This is a genomic window from Kribbella jejuensis, assembly GCF_006715085.1.
GTDB classification, from domain to species: domain Bacteria; phylum Actinomycetota; class Actinomycetes; order Propionibacteriales; family Kribbellaceae; genus Kribbella; species Kribbella jejuensis.
In genome coordinates this window covers 1,650,905-1,667,992 of sequence record NZ_VFMM01000001.1, presented here as the reverse complement: position 1 = coordinate 1,667,992, position 17,088 = coordinate 1,650,905, and the positions used below count along the sequence as shown (strand labels likewise).

The 17,088-nt window shown below is 69.9% G+C and carries 13 protein-coding genes; 11 read left to right on the top strand and 2 right to left on the bottom strand.

Annotated elements, in window-relative coordinates; all coding sequences use genetic code 11:
- Nucleotides 1–24: 24 nt before the first annotated feature.
- The gene (locus tag FB475_RS08135) at nt 25–1,005 is read left to right on the top strand and encodes a ribose-phosphate diphosphokinase (RefSeq protein ID WP_141854007.1); all 981 of its coding nucleotides are present in this window, start codon (nt 25–27) and stop codon (nt 1,003–1,005) included.
- Between the two features lie 199 nt (nt 1,006–1,204).
- On the opposite strand, the gene FB475_RS08130 is transcribed toward FB475_RS08135, so the two are convergent.
- Nucleotides 1,205–1,690 carry a hypothetical protein gene (locus FB475_RS08130; RefSeq protein WP_141854005.1) on the bottom strand — a complete coding sequence of 162 codons (486 nt, stop codon included), beginning with the start codon at nt 1,688–1,690 and terminating at the stop codon, nt 1,205–1,207.
- Between the two features lie 132 nt (nt 1,691–1,822).
- Between FB475_RS08130 and FB475_RS08125 the strand changes: the two genes are divergently transcribed.
- From FB475_RS08125 to FB475_RS37470, 6 genes are all read left to right on the top strand, one after another.
- Entirely contained in the window at nt 1,823–2,584 is a 762-nt protein-coding gene (locus FB475_RS08125; protein WP_141854003.1) for a DUF1932 domain-containing protein, read from the top strand.
- 365 nt (nt 2,585–2,949) lie between these two features.
- Entirely contained in the window at nt 2,950–3,594 is a 645-nt protein-coding gene (locus FB475_RS08120; RefSeq protein WP_141854001.1) for a 50S ribosomal protein L25/general stress protein Ctc, read from the top strand.
- A gap of 49 nt (nt 3,595–3,643) precedes the next feature.
- The gene (pth, locus tag FB475_RS08115) at nt 3,644–4,219 is read left to right on the top strand and encodes an aminoacyl-tRNA hydrolase (RefSeq protein WP_141853999.1); all 576 of its coding nucleotides are present in this window, start codon (nt 3,644–3,646) and stop codon (nt 4,217–4,219) included.
- Nucleotides 4,216–7,845: a transcription-repair coupling factor gene (gene mfd, locus FB475_RS08110; protein WP_141853997.1), complete on the top strand. Its 3,630-nt coding sequence runs from the start codon at nt 4,216–4,218 to the stop codon at nt 7,843–7,845. The genes pth and mfd overlap by 4 nt, the downstream gene beginning before the upstream one ends.
- A 28-nt stretch (nt 7,846–7,873) precedes the next feature.
- Nucleotides 7,874–8,509 (top strand): SurA N-terminal domain-containing protein, encoded by a 636-nt coding sequence (locus FB475_RS08105; protein ID WP_141853995.1) that lies wholly within the window; start codon nt 7,874–7,876, stop codon nt 8,507–8,509.
- Nucleotides 8,510–8,519: 10 nt separating this feature from the next.
- The gene (locus tag FB475_RS37470) at nt 8,520–9,800 is read left to right on the top strand and encodes a nucleoside triphosphate pyrophosphohydrolase (RefSeq protein ID WP_238332027.1); all 1,281 of its coding nucleotides are present in this window, start codon (nt 8,520–8,522) and stop codon (nt 9,798–9,800) included.
- A 793-nt stretch (nt 9,801–10,593) separates the two neighbouring features.
- Here FB475_RS37470 and FB475_RS08085 read toward each other — a convergent pair.
- Nucleotides 10,594–11,187 (bottom strand): dihydrofolate reductase family protein, encoded by a 594-nt coding sequence (locus FB475_RS08085; RefSeq protein ID WP_141853993.1) that lies wholly within the window; start codon nt 11,185–11,187, stop codon nt 10,594–10,596.
- Between the two features lie 109 nt (nt 11,188–11,296).
- On the opposite strand from FB475_RS08085, the gene FB475_RS08080 reads away from it, so the two are divergent.
- The 4 genes from FB475_RS08080 to eno all read left to right on the top strand — a co-directional run bounded on the left by FB475_RS08080 (nt 11,297) and on the right by eno (nt 17,080).
- The gene (locus FB475_RS08080) at nt 11,297–14,116 is read left to right on the top strand and encodes a helix-turn-helix transcriptional regulator (RefSeq protein ID WP_141853991.1); all 2,820 of its coding nucleotides are present in this window, start codon (nt 11,297–11,299) and stop codon (nt 14,114–14,116) included.
- Nucleotides 14,117–14,159: 43 nt separating this feature from the next.
- The gene (locus FB475_RS08075) at nt 14,160–15,005 is read left to right on the top strand and encodes a phosphotransferase enzyme family protein (RefSeq protein WP_185759139.1); all 846 of its coding nucleotides are present in this window, start codon (nt 14,160–14,162) and stop codon (nt 15,003–15,005) included.
- A gap of 209 nt (nt 15,006–15,214) precedes the next feature.
- Nucleotides 15,215–15,739 carry an RNA 2'-phosphotransferase gene (locus FB475_RS08070; protein ID WP_141853987.1) on the top strand — a complete coding sequence of 175 codons (525 nt, stop codon included), beginning with the start codon at nt 15,215–15,217 and terminating at the stop codon, nt 15,737–15,739.
- Nucleotides 15,740–15,799: 60 nt separating this feature from the next.
- Nucleotides 15,800–17,080 carry a phosphopyruvate hydratase gene (eno, locus tag FB475_RS08065; protein WP_141853985.1) on the top strand — a complete coding sequence of 427 codons (1,281 nt, stop codon included), beginning with the start codon at nt 15,800–15,802 and terminating at the stop codon, nt 17,078–17,080.
- Nucleotides 17,081–17,088: the final 8 nt, after the last annotated feature.

Below are 17,088 nucleotides of genomic sequence, written 5' to 3'. Positions count from 1 at the left end.
GAAGGACAACGGGAGGCGCGGGCGATGAGCGGGATGAAACGAACCACCGAGAAGAACCTGATGGTTTTCTCCGGCCGGGCGCATCCCGGTCTCGCCGAGGAGGTGGCCACCGAGCTCGGGTCGGGCCTGGTGCCGACCCAGGCGTACGACTTCGCCAACGGCGAGATCTACGTCCGGTTCGAGGAGTCGGTCCGGGGCAGCGACGCGTTCGTGATCCAGAGCCACACCTCGCCGATCAACGAGTGGATCATGGAGCAGCTGATCATGGTCGACGCGCTGAAGCGGGCGTCGGCCAAGCGGATCACCGTGGTGCTGCCGTTCTACGGGTACGCCCGGCAGGACAAGAAGCACCGCGGCCGCGAACCGATCTCGGCCCGGCTGATGGCCGACCTGTTCAAGACCGCGGGCGCGAACCGGCTGATCTGTGTGGACCTGCACACCTCACAGATCCAGGGCTTCTTCGACGGTCCGGTCGATCATTTGATGGCGCTGCCGATCCTGAGCTCGTACGTCGCGGAGAAGTACGGCGACCAGCAGCTCGCTGTGGTCTCGCCGGACGCCGGCCGGATCAAGGTCGCCGAGCAGTGGTCGGCTCGATTGGGCGGTGCACCGCTGGCGTTCATCCACAAGACCCGCGACATCGACCGGCCGAACGAGACCGTCGCGAACCGGGTCGTCGGTGAGGTCAAGGGCCGGGTCTGCATCCTGGTCGACGACATGATCGACACCGCCGGGACGATCACCAAGGCCGCCGACGCGCTGATCAACGACGGTGCCGCGGACGTGGTGATCGCGGCCACGCACGCGATCCTGTCGGGTCCCGCGGTGGACCGGCTGAAGAACTGCCATGCCAGCGAGGTGATCGTCACGAACACGCTGCCGATCGCCGAGGAGCGCCGCTTCGACAAGCTCACCGAGCTGTCGATCGCGCCGCTGATCAGCCGGGCGATCCGCGAGGTCTTCGAGGACGGCTCGGTCACCAGCCTCTTCGACGGCCGCGCCTGACGCCGAACGGTTTGCCGACGGAGCCCCGGACGCCGGCGTGCGCCGGGCGAGCCGTCGTACGCGCGTCGTACGCCGTTGCCCGGCACCCGGCGCCGATCCCGAGGGGTCCCGACGCCGGGCCGCACCACCCGGCAGGCGTCGGCCCGGCGCCCGGCGGGCGCTGATCCGGCCGCTGGTCAGGCGGTGATCCGGCGCTCGGTCAGGCGCTGATTCGGCGGCCGGTCACGGTGCCGGTGGCGGAGTCGATGACCTGGGTTTCGCTCATCGGCGCGAACACGGTGACCTGGTACTTCGCGGTGAGCCGGCCGTGCGACACCGAGCCCCACGCCCGTACCCGGATCGTCGGACCGACCGAGCCCGGACCTTGGTTGCCGGTCGCCCCGGTCCACATGGTCAGCCGGAACGACTTCCCCTGCGCGGCCCACGTACCGGTGAACGGCGGCCCCGCCGGGCTGATGTCGTGCGACAGAACCACCCCGCCGCCCGCGAAACTCAGCACCAACCGGATCTTGTCGGACGACCCGGTGTCCTGCCGCACACACATCCAGCTACCGAGCAATCCGTTGCCGTGGCCTCCGTCGGCCATCGCCGGCGCCGCGGTCGCCAGACCGGCCGCCGCTACTCCTCCTGCCGCAATTCCCGCACCCCGCAGCGCCTGGCGGCGCCCGAACGCGTTCTCGCTCATGGAACCCTCCCCCTGAGAGCCGCTGTTCCTTCCACGCTGCACCCGCATCGGGCGAGCTGGCAACCGTTCGGCGCGGGCCGTCACTGGCATAGGTTTGGCGGTGACTGACCGGATCGAACGATCGGATGGCGGATGCGGATCGCGGTGTTCCACCCCGGTGCGATGGGGTCCAAGCTCGCTGCTCAACTGGTGGTCGCCGGGCACGCGGTGCACTGGGTCCCGGACGGCCGCAGCGAGGCGTCGAAGGTACGCGCCGATGAGGCGGGCCTGATCGGTACGCCGTTCGCAGAGGCAGTCCGCCACGCCGACGTCGTCCTCTGTTCGTGCGCCCCGCAAGGCGCCGTCGAGATCGCGCAGCAGGTCGGGCGGGAAGGGTTCGCGGGCCTGTACGTCGAGGCGAATCCGCTGTCGCCGGCGTCGCTGCGGGAGGCGCAGTCCGCCGTACCCGATGCGACGTTCGTCGACGCCGGCGTGGTCGGACCGCCGCCGACCGGTGGACCGAGTCCGACGCATCTGATGCTGTCCGGTACGGCGGCCGACCAGGTCGCGGCGTTGTGGGCCGGTACGGCGGTGACGCCGATGGTCGTCGGCGCGGAACCGGGTGCGGCCAGTGCCGCGAAGTCGTCGTACGCGCTCTACAACAAGGGCAAGGCTGCGCTCGCCGTCCTGGCGTTCCAGTTGGCCGAGAAGCACGGTGTGACAGCCGCGCTCGTCGCCCAGCAGACCCGCGCTGACGGCGGCTCGCTGAAGGACCCGAACCTGCCCGATCAGCTCCGGGCTGTCGCCTGGCGCTGGGGGCCGGAGTTCGACGAACTGGCCGAGACGCTCGACGACGCCGGCCTCGAGGGTGCCGCGGCCCGCGCGCTCCGCGATGTCTGGACCCGGCTCAGCTGACACTGAGTCGTGGCGAATGGCACTACCCCCTTCGCCGAGTCGTGAGAAGAGGCGCGAATTCTCCGCGATTCCGCGCCCATTCCCACGACTCGGCGGCTCGACGGCCGGAAACGGGTGACCTGGACGGGGGCGGAGGTGGAGCAAAGTGCCGGTGGGCGACGGATTTCCCGTCTGGGCGCGGTCGTGGGTAGACTGTTTTGGTTGCCTCGGCGAGGGACGCCCCCCGAGAAGTGCAGGGCGCGGCTCCGTGATCGACGCGGTGGTTCGTTGCCTGACGCCTTCTCCGGGGTCAGCAGGCGCCCGCTGAGGCCGCAGCCGAGTTATCCAGACAACAGATCACCGCAACGCTTTTGAGGAGTTCAGTCGTGGCCGAGGTCAAGATCCAAGCCGAATCGCGTACGGAGTTCGGCAAGGGTGCTGCCCGCCGTATCCGCCGGGAGAACAAGGTCCCCGCCGTGCTGTACGGCCACGGCACGGACCCCGTGCACATCACGCTGCCCGGTCACGACACCATGCTGGCGCTGAAGACCGCGAACGCCCTGCTGATGATCGAGGTCGAGGGCGGCGAGTCGCACCTCGCGCTGCCGAAGCAGGTCCAGCGGGACCCGCTGAAGGGCTTCATCGAGCATGTCGACCTGGTCATCGTCCGCCGCGGCGAGAAGGTCCACGTCGACATCGCGGTGCACCTCGAGGGCGAGGCCGTCAGCGACGCGCTGGTCGTGCTCGAGGCGCCGAGCATCCTGGTCGAGGCCGAGGCGACGCACATCCCCGACGGTGTCACCGTGTCGATCGAGGGCCTGGAGATCGGCGCTCAGATCCACGCCTCCGACCTGAAGCTCCCGACCGGCACCACGCTGGCGATCGAGCCGGACACCCTGATCGTGAACGTCACCGCCCAGCCGACCGCCGAGCAGGTCGACGCGGAGCTCGCCGAGGCCGAGGCCGAGGCCGGCATCGAGCGGGACGAGCCGACCGTTGCCGACGAGCCGGTGGCCGCCACCGCCGAGTAGTCTGCAGCTCGGTAGCAGCACAGCCGAACTTTCTGGAGGGCCGGGATCCGTGGCGGACGACGTGTGGTTGGTCGTCGGACTGGGGAATCCCGGCCCTTCGTATGCCCGCACCCGGCACAACATCGGGCACCTGGTCGCCGACGAGCTGGCTGCCCGCACCGGTGCGAAGTGGAAGCAGAGCAAGCAGGTCAAGGCCGAGGTGATCGAGACCCGGATCAGCGGCCTGCGGACGGTACTGGCCAAGCCCCGTGCGTACATGAACGAGTCGGGCGGGCCGGTGTCGGGGCTGCTGAAGTTCTTCAAGCTCGACCCGGCCAACCTGGTCGTCGTACACGACGAACTGGACATCGACTTCGGCGTCCTGCGGTGCAAGTTCGGTGGCGGCGACAACGGCCACAACGGACTGAAATCGGTGCGGAAATCGCTTGGCACCGGTGAGTACTATCGAGTCCGGTTCGGTGTGGGTCGTCCGCCGGGCCGGCAGGCGCCCGCCGACTTCGTCCTCAACGAGTTCTCCGCGGCTGAACGCAAGGACCTCCCGTTCGCCGTGGACCGGACCGCGGACGCCGTCGAATGCCTGCTCACCGACGGCCTCGAAGCAACCCAAGGGAAGTACAACTCGTGAAGCTCAGCGGTCTGGTCGACACCCTGATCACCGATCCGGTGGTGTCCGAGGCCGTCCGTGACGCCCGCTCCGACGGCGCCACGACCCTCGACCTGAGCGCGCCCGGCCCGGTGCGCCCGGTCCTGCTGGCCGCGATCGCCGCGGCCGCGAAGGGCGCCGACCGCCCGGTTCTGGCTGTCACCGCCACATTCCGCGAAGCCGAGGAGCTCACCGAGGCCCTGCAGTGCCTCGTCGAGGAGCCGGGCACAGTCGCGTACTACCCAGCCTGGGAAACCCTTCCGCACGAGCGCCTGAGCCCTCGCTCGGACACCGTCGGCCGACGACTCGCCGTACTGCGTCGTCTCGTGCACCCCGACCCGTCCGACGAGACGACCGGGCCGATCAGGATCCTGGTCGCGCCGGTGCGGTCCGTCCTGCAGCCACAGGTCGCGGGCCTCGCGGACCTGAGGCCGGTCCAGCTGCACGTCGGCGACACGGTCGAGCTCGACGACGTCGTCGAGCGCCTCGCCGGCGCGGCGTACCACCGGGTCGACCTGGTCGAGCGGCGCGGTGAGTTCGCGGTCCGCGGCGGCATCATCGACGTCTTCCCACCGACCGAGGAACACCCGCTGCGGGTGGACTTCTTCGGCGACGACGTCGAGGAGATCCGGTACTTCGCGGTCGCCGACCAGCGCTCGCTCGAGATCGCCGAACACGGCCTGTGGGCGCCGCCGTGCCGGGAGTTGCTGCTCACCGACGAGGTCCGCGCGCGGGCCGGCGTACTCGCCAAGGAGCACCCCGAGCTGGCCGAGCTGTTCGAGAAGCTTGCCGAGGGCCACGCCGTCGAGGGCATGGAATCGCTGGCGCCGGTGCTGGTCGACAAGATGGAGCTGCTCGTCGACCTGATGCCGGCCGGTACGCACGTCGTCGTCAGCGACCCCGAGCGGGTCCGGGCGCGGGCGCACGACCTGGTCGCGACCAGCCAGGAGTTCCTGGAGGCGTCGTGGGCCGCCGCCGCGGGTGGTGGCGAGGCCCCGATCGACCTGGGCGCGGCGGCGTACATGTCGCTGGGCGACGTCCGTTCGCAGGCGCTGAGCAGGGGCCTCGCGTGGTGGAGCCTGTCGCCGTTCGCGGCCGCTCCGGTTGACGGTCCCGAGCTGCGGGACTCGATGGGCGAGCGGATCGCGTTCGACATCGACACCGAGGCCGGCGCGGTCACCAGCAGGATCCTTGCCGTCCACGAGGTCGACCCGTACCGCGGTGAGACCGCGCGGGCGGCCGAGGACATCCGCGGTTGGCTGCGCGACGGCTGGCGGGTCGTCTGCGTGACCGAAGGACACGGTCCGGCGCAGCGGCTGGCCGAGGTGTTCTCCGAGGCCGAGCTGCCCGCGCGGGCGGTCGAGGGCATCGAGGAGATCCCGGAGCCGGGCGTCGTACTGATCTCGCAGGGTCAGCTCGACCACGGGTTCATTGCCGACGGCATCAAGTTCGCCGTACTCACCGAGAACGACCTGGCCGGCCAGCGGTCGGCGGCCGAACGCCGTTCGGCGCAACGGATGCCGTCGCGGCGGAAGAAGACGATCGACCCGCTCGAGCTCCAGCCCGGCGACTTCGTCGTGCACGAACAGCACGGTGTCGGCCGGTACGTCGAGATGATGCAGCGGACCGTCGGCACCGGTTCGCAGAAGGCGACCCGCGAGTACGTCGTGATCGAGTTCGCGCCGGGCAAGCGCGGCCAGCCCGGCGACCGGTTGTACGTACCGACCGACCAGCTCGACCAGGTCACGAGGTACGTCGGCGGCGAGCAGCCGACGCTGGACAAGATGGGCGGCGGCGACTGGGCCAAGCGCAAGGGCCGCGCCCGCAAGGCCGTCCGGCAGATCGCCGGCGAGCTGATCAAGCTGTACGCCGCGCGCCAGGCGACCAAGGGGCATGCGTTCGCGAAGGACACCCCGTGGCAGCGCGAGCTCGAGGACGCGTTCCCGTTCGTGGAGACGCCGGACCAGCTCGCCACCATCGACGACGTGAAGCACGACATGGAACGCGTCATGCCGATGGACCGGATCGTCTGCGGAGACGTGGGATACGGCAAGACCGAGATCGCTGTCCGGGCCGCGTTCAAGGCGGTGCAGGACGGCAAGCAGGTCGCCGTACTGGTGCCGACGACACTGCTCGTGCAGCAGCACTACGCGACCTTCACCGAGCGGTACGCGGCGTTCCCGGTGAACGTGGCGGCGCTGTCACGGTTCCAGACCGACCGGGAGGCCAAGGACGCGCTCGACGGTCTGGCCGACGGGTCCGTGGACGTCGTGATCGGTACGCATCGGTTGCTGTCCGGGGAGGTGCAGTTCAAGGACCTCGGCCTGGTGATCGTCGACGAGGAGCAGCGGTTCGGCGTCGAGCACAAGGAGCAGCTGAAGCGGCTGCGGACCGCGGTCGACGTACTGACGATGTCCGCGACCCCGATCCCGCGGACGCTGGAGATGTCGATCACCGGCATCCGCGAGATGTCCACGATCGCCACCCCGCCGGAGGAACGGCACCCGGTGCTGACGTTCGTCGGCGCGTACGACGAACACCAGGTGACCGCCGCGATCCGGCGCGAACTGCTCCGCGAGGGTCAGGTCTTCGTCGTCCACAACCGGGTCAACACGATCGAGAAGGCAGCTGCCCGGATCCGCCAGCTGGTACCGGAAGCACGCGTCAGCGTGGCACACGGGCAGATGAACGAGCACACGCTCGAGCAGGTCATCCAGGACTTCTGGGAGAAGCGCTCGGACGTGATCGTGTGTACGACGATCGTCGAGTCCGGGATCGACATCTCGAACGCGAACACGATGATCGTCGAGCGTTCCGACCTGCTCGGCCTGTCCCAGCTGCACCAGCTGCGCGGGCGCGTCGGCCGCGGCCGGGAACGCGCGTACGCGTACTTCTTCTTCCCGCCTGAGAAGCCGCTCACCGAGACCGCGCACGACCGGCTCGCCACGATCGCCCAGCACGCCGACCTCGGTGGCGGGATGGCGGTCGCGATGAAGGACCTGGAGATCCGCGGCGCCGGCAACCTGCTCGGCGGCGAGCAGTCCGGGCACATCGCGGACGTCGGCTTCGACCTGTACGTACGGCTCGTCGGCGAGGCGGTCGCGGAGTACCGCGGCGACACCCAGGCCGAAGAGCCCGAGGTCAAGATCGAGCTGCCGATCGACGCGCACCTGCCGCACGACTACATCCCGTCGCAGCGGCTCCGGCTGGAGATGTACCAGCGGCTCGCAGCGGTTCGCGACGAGGACGGCATCGCCGAGCTGGTCGAGGAGCTGCACGACCGGTACGGCGACATCCCGCAGCCGGTGCTGAACCTGATCGAGGTGGCGAAGTTCCGCAACCACGCCCGGCGGGCGGGGCTGCACGACGTCACGCTGCAGGGCAACCTGATCCGGTTCGGGCCGGTCGAGTTGCCCGACTCCAAGGTGCTGCGGCTGAACAGGCTGTACCCGAAGAGTCTGGTGAAGCTGCAGTTGCATACCATTCTGGTGCCGAGACCTGCCACCCGGCAGATCGGCGGTCAGCCGCTCCGTGACCAGGAGCTGCTGCAGTGGTGCACCCGCTTGATCGACGACGTGATCGCCGAACCTATTGTGGTGCCGGCGTAGACCTTTAGTGAGATACGAGGAGATTTCGGTGAGCACACGGCTTCGGGCACTCGGTGCGGTGGCGGCGATCGTGCTGCTGACCGGCGGTTGCGCGGCGGGCACGCATCCGGGCGCGGCGGCCGTCGTCGGCAAGACCGAGATCAGCGTCAGCGACGTCGACAGCACCTCGCGGGCGGTCACCACGGCGCTGGGCCAGAACTTCAACTCGACCGCCGCGCTGAACACGCTGGTCAGCAACGCGCTGGTCGCCGAGGTCGGTCAGCAGAAGTCGATCACGGTCAGCCCGGCCGAGACCAGCGCCGCGGCACTGAACGCGGTCGGTGACGACCAGGCGATGTTCTCGAAGTTCCAGAGCGACCCCAAGACGCGCGACTTCCTGAACGCGGTCGGTACGGCGTCGATGATCACCGTCAAGCTCGTCGGTGGCACCGTGAAGGACCTGCAGGACCAGTCCAAGCTGCAGCAGGGCGTCCTCGCGGTCCGGGACGCGGCCAAGAACATCGACGTCGAGATCGCCCCGCGGTTCGGCAAGTGGAGCGACGGCACCCTCGACAGCACGATCTCCGGCTCGCTGTCCAAGGAGTCCGAGCAGACCGCCGCCAAGCGCAAGGCCGCCCAAGACGCCGCCCAACAAGCCCAAGGCCAAGGCCAGGGCCAGGGCTGAGCACCTTCCGGTGACCGAGGACGCAGCTGAGGCCGGCCGGGTCACGATCCTGCTGACCAGCCCCCGGGTGGCGCCCGGCCTACTCACCCGCGCCGCCTGGCAAGCCCTCGAAGCGGCCTTCGCCATCGGCGCAGCAGGTACCCCAGCCGGCGGTACGGCCGGCTCCTCGTCCACGCCCGACCCCGCCCGTGGTGCGGCCGGGGCCTCGTCCACGCCCGACCCTGCCGGTGGTGCGGCTGGCTCGTCGTCCACGCTCGACCTCGCCGGTGGTGCGGCCGGCTCCTCGTCCACGCCCGCCGGCGACCCATCGACCCCCGCCTCGTCCCTTCCCCCGCCCGCTGGGGCGGAGCGGGTGCTGCGGGCGGATGTGCAGGCGGTGGTCGGGTCAGGGCTTGCTGTCACGCAGGTTGACGGCGGGGTCGCCGAGCACTGGGGCTGGCTTTCGGCTGCGGCCTCGGCCGGGCGAGCGGTCGCTTGGCTGGCCGGCGACGACGGAGAGCCCGGGTTGCTGCGTGTGGTGGCGGACCAGCTGGCGCGTGAGCCGCGGCCGGCGTACGACGTGGAGATCCTGCATGGCTCGTACGACGTACCGGGATCCAGGCTGATCGACCTGGTCCGGGTGATGGACCGGCTACGGCGGAACTGCCCGTGGGACCAGGAGCAGACGCACGAGAGCCTGGCGAAGTACCTGCTCGAGGAAACGTACGAGACGCTCGAGGCAATCGACACCGGCGACCGCGACCACCTCCGCGAGGAGCTCGGCGACCTGCTCCTCCAGGTCGCCTTCCACTCCCGCGTCGCCGAGGACGACGGCGACGAAGGTTTCACGATCGACGACGTCGCCGGCGGCATCGTAGAGAAGCTGATCCGCCGCCACCCGCACGTGTTCGGCACCGTCGCCGCCGCGGACGCCGCCGCCGTCGAAGCCAACTGGGAAACCATCAAAGCCGCCGAAAAACAACGCTCCTCAGTCCTCGAAGGCATCCCCCTCGCCCTCCCCGCCCTAGCCCTGGCAGACAAAGTCCTAGGCCGCGCCACCAAGATCCTCCCCACCGACGCGCCTACACCCGCGCCCGCCGACGCATCCGCGCCCGTCAACGCACCCGCCGACGCGCCCTCGCCCGCGGATGCGGTCACCCCGTCCGACGCGGGACGGGATGCTGAGCGGATCGGTCAGCAACTGCTGGCCATCGTCCGGGAGGCCCGGGCGGCCGGGGTCGACGCCGAGCAGGCGCTCCGGACCGCTGTAGCCGCGCTGACCGACCAGATCCGCGCCGCCGAAAACACCTGACCGCACCCGCACCCCGCGACACCCGCGAACGCGCCCTCACGCGACGCACCCGCGAACGCATCCGCACCCGCGAACGCATCCGCACCCGCGAACGCATCCGCACTCGCCGATGCGCCGCGCCCGCCGATGCGCCGCGCCCGCCGACGTACCTGCGCCCGCCCCCCGAGGCCCCGTGCCTGCACCCGCTGACCCGCCCGCACCCACCGACCCGCCCGCACCCGCCGACCCGCCCGCACCCGCCGACCCGCCCGCACCCACCGACGCGCCGGCCCCCTCGGGCGGGGAGGGCGAGTTCATCAGCTGGCGGCTGGTGGGTTGTTTCGGCGATGGCCTGTTGCAGGACGTCAGTGCTGAAACAACCCGCCAGGGGTGTCCGGTGGTGCGCGAGTGGTTGTGTGGCGGGCGGTTGGTGGTGTGACGGCCCGGTGCCGGGTCAGGTGGTGTGTGGGCGGTTGTGCGGCGGGACGGTCAGTGGTGTGATGACCCGGTGGTGTCGTCGGGTCGTGTGTGGGGCGGTCGTGCAGAGGGGCGTCGGGAGTGAGGCGACCCGGTGGTGGTGTCGAGTGTTTGTGCGGGGGACGGTCGGTGGGGGACGAGCTGGTGGGGGTCGGCTGGTGTGGGGGTGGTTGTGGGGTGGGGCGGTTGGGGGTGTGAGGGGTTGGCGGTGGGGTCTGGTGGTGTGGGGGGTTGTGCGGCGGGGCGGTTGGTGGTGTGACGGGCCGGTGGTGGGGTCAGGTGGTGTGCGAGCGGTCGTGGGGCGGGGCGGTGGGGGTGGGGCAAGCCGGTGGTGGGGTTAGGCGGGGTGGGGGCGGTCGTATTGGAGGCAGAGGGCGCCTGATTCGGTGGGGGTGTAGTTGGTGAGGGTCCAGGAGGAGGGCTTGGTGGTTTCGTCGAACAGGGGGACGCCGACGCCTACCAGTTCGGGGCAGAGGGTGATGGAGAGGCGGTCGAGGGCGTCGGCGGCGAGGAGGGTGCGGATTACGGTGGAGCTAGCTAGTACGACGATGTCGCCGCCCTCCTGTTGGCGGAGTTCCTTGACCGTGGCGACTGGGTCGGTGGCGGCGATGCGGCTGTTCTCCCACGGGGCCTCGGACAGGGTGGTCGAGAAGACGACCTTTTCGACCTCGTTGAGCCAGCGTGAGAACGCGCGGCTCTCCGCCGGCGCCGTCTCGTCGTCGGCGACCGTCGGCCAGTACCCGCCGAAGCCCTGGTAGTTCTTCCGGCCGAGCAGCGCGGTGGTCGCAGGCGATGTCACGCGGATCATGTGCGCCAGCGACGCGGGCGTGACGGCGTGCGGGGCGATCCAGCTCATGTCGTAGTCCCCGCCGGGGCCGTTGACGCGGCCGTCGAGCGACAGCGAGATGTTGCCGACCACGGTGCGATTCATGATGTTCTCCTCGGGAGTTCGGGCTGTTTCTCAAACTCTCGCCGCAGGCCCGCCCCCGAGTCGTCACCAGACCTGACGACATCTCGTCCGGAACCCGGGGGATGCGAGGATGACCCGCATGGGGGCCGCTGTCAGTCCGGTGTTGATCAATCGCAGAGCCGAGCTCGCCGCGCTGCGCGGAGCCTACGAACGGGCTCGTACCGGAGAGCCCGTCACCGTGCTGGTCTCGGGGGAGGCCGGGATCGGGAAGTCCCGCCTCGTTTCGACCGCGGTCGCGGGTTTCGACGGCGACCCGATGGTGCTGACCGGCGGCTGCCTCGAACTCGGCGCGGATGGTACGCCGTGGGCGCCGTTCCTCGCGATCCTGCGAAACCTGCTGCGCGAGTGGGGCCCGGACCGCCTCGCCGCGGCCCTGCCCTCCGGCGGTACCGCGCTCGCGGGGTGGCTGCCGGAACTGTCGGAACTGCCGGAACGACCAGCGGGTCACGTCCGGCTGTTCGGCGAGGTGCTCGGCCTGCTCGCGGGGGTGGCTGCCGAACGCCCCTTGGTCCTGGTCGTGGAGGACCTCCACTGGTCAGACGCGTCCAGCCGCGAGCTACTCGTGTACCTCGTACGGAACCTCGGCACCTCCGCCGTACTGCTGATCGCTACGACACGTACGGGCGAGCTGCCCTCAGGACATCCCACCCGGCAGTTGCTGTCCGAACTCGGCCGGCGTGCTGAAGTGGTCCGCCTCGAGCTGGCCCCACTGGGCCGACAGGAGGTCAGCGAGCTGCTCGCAGCGCTCGACGGTCGTGCCCCACATGCCCTGACCAGCAGCGAGATCCACCGTCGTAGCAGCGGAAACCCGCTCTTCGTCGAAGCGCTGTACGCATCCGGCGCGGACTCCTCCGAAGGGCTCACCGAGCTGCTGCTCGGCCGAGTCACCGACCTCTCGCCCGCTGCGCGCAAGGTGCTCGCGATGATCGCGGTGGCCGGCGGCGCGGTGCCGGACGACCTGCTGTCCGAGGTCGCCGGCGAGCCGGTCGACGACGCCGTACGGGAGCTGATCGAGCGTCACCAGCTCGCCGTGCTCGACACCGACTACGTGATCAGGCACGACCTGATCCGGGAGGCGGTGTACGGCGCACTGCTGCCGGGAGAACGGCGTCGCCTGCATGCACGGTTCGCGTCGGTGATCGAGGCGCGGTCCGAGTCGTCGGCGGCGCTGGCCGAGCACTGGCGCGTGGCTGGGCAACCGGACAAGGCGTTGATGGCGGCGTGGCAGGCTGCTGCGACGGCCGAGCGGCAGTACGCGTACGACGAGCAGCTGAACCTGCTCGGCCGAGTCCTCGAGTTGTGGTCCGACTCGGACGACATCGGGGTCAGCCGGGCAACTGTACAGGAGTTGGCCGTAGCCGCGGCGTACGCCACCGGTCGCTCACACACCGGGGTCGAGCACGCGACCGCCGCGCTGGCGGCCATCGATCCAGTTGCCGAACCGCTACGAGTGGCTCGGCTGCTGCGGCTGCGTGGCCTGCTGCGCTGCCGGATCGACGGCAGTGGGAGTGACGACCTGTCGCGCGCGGTGGAACTCGTACCGGAAGGTGTCGACGACGTACTGCGCAGCCGGCTGCTGTCCGGTCTGGCCTTCACCGAGTTGGTCGGCACACCCGGACCGGAGATGAGCCGGCATGCGGCGCAGGCGCTCGACCTGGCGGAGAGCATCGGTGACGACCAGGCGCTCGCCGATGCGCGGTTGGCCGTTGGCGGTGTCGCGCTGCACACGGACGGCGGCCCGGGCGTGGTTCAGGAGCTCATGCAGGACGCGCGGCGGGCGGCTGAAGCCTGCGGCGACCACCACACGTATCTCACGTCGCTGCAATGGGAAGGTCGCGCGCTCGCCGATGCCGGGCGTCCCGAGGAAGCGGTGATTCTGCTCGAAGGGGCCGAGCAGCAAGCGGAGCAGTGGGGCCGGATGCGTGCCAGGGGTTCGATGCTGGCGCAGAACCGGGCGGAGGTGCTCATCTCGTTGGGTCGCTGGGACGAGGCCCTCGAGTTGGTCGACAACGCGCTCGCGGACGGTCCGCCGCCCTGGTACGAGGCGTCGCTGCGGCTGGAGGTCGCGGTCATCGCCGTACGGCGTGGCAGGTACGACGAGGCGGCTGACCAGCTCGCGCAGATGGCCGTGCCGCCGTCCGGCGCGGCGAGCGAGGTCGGGTTGCAGCGCCTGCCGGTCCAGATGGCGCTTGCCGTCGGCAACGACGACGTTCCGGCGGCCGATCGGTTGCTCGCCGAGGCGATGGATGTCATGTCGGACTGGCCGGCCGCCGATGTCGTGGTCACGGCCCGGCTCTACCTCGCGGCGCTACGGCTGGAACGGACCACGTCCGGCCGACGGCGGCAGGTGCCGGCGCGATCGGGACTGGTCCGGAAGCGATTGCCCGACTCGGATCGCTGGCCGATCGTCGATGCGGTGTTGCGGACCGGGGACGCCTTCGAGGCCGGTACGGTCGCGGCGTGGGACGCGGCGGTCGACGCCTGGCGTACGGCGTACGACGTCCACGAGCTGGCCCTGACACTGGTCGGCGGCGCGGCGGCCGCCCTGCGCTCGAACAACAAACCGGGCGCGCGCCGCCGCCTGGACGAGGCCCGGGAGATCGGGATCCAGCTGTCCGCGCCCCCGTTGCTCGCCGAGATCGACGAACTCACCCAACGGGCCGGCCTGTCCGCGGTCCGCGAGGAGCCCGCGGCCCACGGCCTGACCGAGCGCGAAGTCGTCGTACTGCGAACCCTCGCCCGCGGCCTGTCCAACGCCGAGATCGCCCGCGAACTGTTCGTCTCCCCGAACACCGTCGCCACCCACGTCGCCCGCATCCTCCGCAAACTAGGCGTCGCCACCCGCACCGAAGCCACCGCCGTCGCCCACCGCACCGGCCTGCTCGACTGAAATTCACCGGCGCCTCTCGTCGATGCCTGGCAGTGTGTGGCCCGTGGACGTCGCCGAGGTACTGCGGGAGCACTGGGATCTGAAGGTTTCCGGGGTGGAGGTGCTGACCGGTGGGATGAACTCGGCGACCTGGCTGGCGGTTTGTGGTTCGGAACGGGTTGTGTTGAAGGTGGTCGGGGCTGGGGATGTTGCGTTCGAGCCGGGGCTGGAGTTGGCGGTTCGGCTGGACGATGCGGGGGTGATCAGCGGTCGGCCGCGGGTGAGCAAGCGTGGGCGGCTGGTGGAGCGGGTGGACGGGCGGCAGGTCGCCGTACTGGATTTCGTCGACGGTGAGGAGTTGGCGCCTTCCGATCAGGTGGAGATCGGTGACGTGCTCGGTCGGGTGCACTCGGCCGCGCCGCTCGCGTCCGGTGAGACCGCGGACTGGCTCGGGTTGCTGCTGCCGTTCGAGGAGTCGCTGGATCTCGCGCCGTGGATCCGGCCGGCCGTCGAGGGCGCGGTGGCGGACGCGATCGCCCTCGGCCCGGTGTCGTGGGCCTGGTTGCACGGCGACCCGGCCGCGGAGGCGTTCCGGCGGCAGGCCGACGGGCGGGTCGCGCTCATCGACTGGGGGAGCGCGATGCGCGGCCCGATTCTGTACGACGTCGCGTCGGCGGTGATATACGTCGGGCGTGACGTCGTACCGGCGTACCTCGAACGCCGTCCGGACCTGACCGACGAGATCGACCGCTGCCTCGATGTCTTCCTCCGCGTCCGGTACGCCGTGCAGGCCGGCTACTTCGCGTGGCGCATCAGCACCAACCTCCTCACTGGTATCTCCAGCCCCGCCGAGAACCAGAAGGGTCTGGAGGACGCTCGGCGTTCGTTCGGTATTGGGCGAGACAGATAGCCGACCGGTGAGGGATAGTCGGGGAAAGCGTTGAGCAGTCTGAGTCGTCTGGGGATCGAAATGGCAAAGAAGTTGACCGCGTTCGCCGCACTTGTGCTCCTGGCAGTAGCAGGCGGGACAACCCCCGCCTCCGCCACACCATCCCAACCCGGCTGCGTCGTCGGCCCCCAGTGGTGCTGATCCACGCTCAGAGGTAGCGGTGTGCTGGCGTGAGCCGCGACAGCCGGGCGATCTCCAAGCTGCTGCGCCACACGGCGGGTGAACGCGGTCTCACGATGAGTGCGGACGGCTGGGCTGCGATCCCTGACGTGCTGCGACTCCTCAACCTCTCGCGCGACCGCCTGGATCTGGCCGTTCGCGAGAACGACAAACAACGGTTGCAGGTCGACGGCGACCGGATCCGCGCCTGCCAGGGCCATTCGCTCGAGAACATGCCGGTGACACGTGAAGCGTTGGAGAACAGTTGGGAACGCGTGTACCCCGACGACCTTCTCTGGCACGGCACCAATCGGGGCGCTCTGCCCGCAATCCGGCGAGAGGGGCTCAAGCCGGGACGTCGTACCCACATCCATCTCGCACCCGCGAAGGACAGTCATGTCGGCCGGCGGACGAGCGTAGAAGTCTTGCTGGGCGTGGATTGCAGGGATTTGGAGGTCTATCGGGCCCCCAACGGAGTGTTACTGACGCGCGAGGTACCTCCGGATGCGATCGTTAGGACCGACGCGGTCCACTGAGGCTGGTGGTCTGGGGACTAGGCTCAGCAGCGATTCGTCATCGAGAACTTGGGAGTCAATGTGGCCACCATCGAGGCCGTCGGCGCGCGCGAGATCCTCGACTCGCGCGGCAACCCCACTGTCGAGGTCGAGGTTCTGCTCGACGACGACACCATCGCCCGTGCGGCCGTCCCGTCGGGCGCGTCCACCGGCCAGTTCGAGGCCGTCGAGCTGCGCGACGGCGACAAGGAGCGGTACAGCGGCAAGGGCGTCCAGAAGGCCGTCACCGCGATCCTCGAGGACATCGACAAGGAGATCGTCGGGTACGACGTCCACGAGCAGCGGCTGATCGACCAGGCGCTCCTCGACCTGGACGGCACCCCGAACAAGGCCAAGCTCGGCGCGAACGCGATCCTCGGCGTCAGCCTGGCGGTCGCGAAGGCGGCCGCGGACAGCTCCGGCCTGCCGCTGTTTCGCTACGTCGGCGGCCCGAACGCGCACGTCCTGCCGGTGCCGATGATGAACATCCTCAACGGCGGCGCGCACGCGGACAGCAACGTCGACGTGCAGGAGTTCATGATTGCCCCGATCGGCGCGGCCACGTACGGCGAGGCGCTGATGCAGGGTGCGGGTGTCTACCACGCGCTGAAGGCGGTGCTGAAGGAGCGCGGCCTGTCCACCGGTCTCGGCGACGAGGGCGGTTTCGCGCCGGACCTGCCGAGCAACCGGGACGCGCTGGACCTGATCCTGACCGCGATCGAGAAGGCGGGCCTGCAGCCGGGCAAGGACATCGCGCTGGCGATGGACGTCGCGGCGAGCGAGTTCCACACCGACGGCGTGTACGCGTTCGAGGGCGGCAAGAAGTCCGCCGACGAGATGATCGCGTACTACGCCGACCTGGTCGCCTCGTACCCGATCGTCTCGATCGAGGACCCGCTGAACGAGGAGGACTGGGAGGGCTGGAAGAGCCTGACCGGTCAGCTCGGGAGCAAGATCCAGATCGTCGGCGACGACCTGTTCGTCACCAACGTCGAGCGGCTGCAGCGCGGCATCACCGAGAAGGCGGCGAACAGCCTGCTGGTCAAGGTGAACCAGATCGGCTCGCTGACCGAGACGCTGGACGCCGTCGACCTGGCGCACCGCAGCGGCTTCACCTGCATGATGAGCCACCGCTCCGGCGAGACCGAGGACACGACGATCGCCGACCTCGCGGTGGCGACCAACTGCGGCCAGATCAAGTCCGGCGCTCCGGCGCGGACCGACCGGGTCGCGAAGTACAACCAGCTGCTCCGGATCGAGGAGGAGCTCGACGACGCGGCGACGTACGCCGGTCGCTCGGCCTTCCCGCGCTTCCAGGGCTGACATTTTCG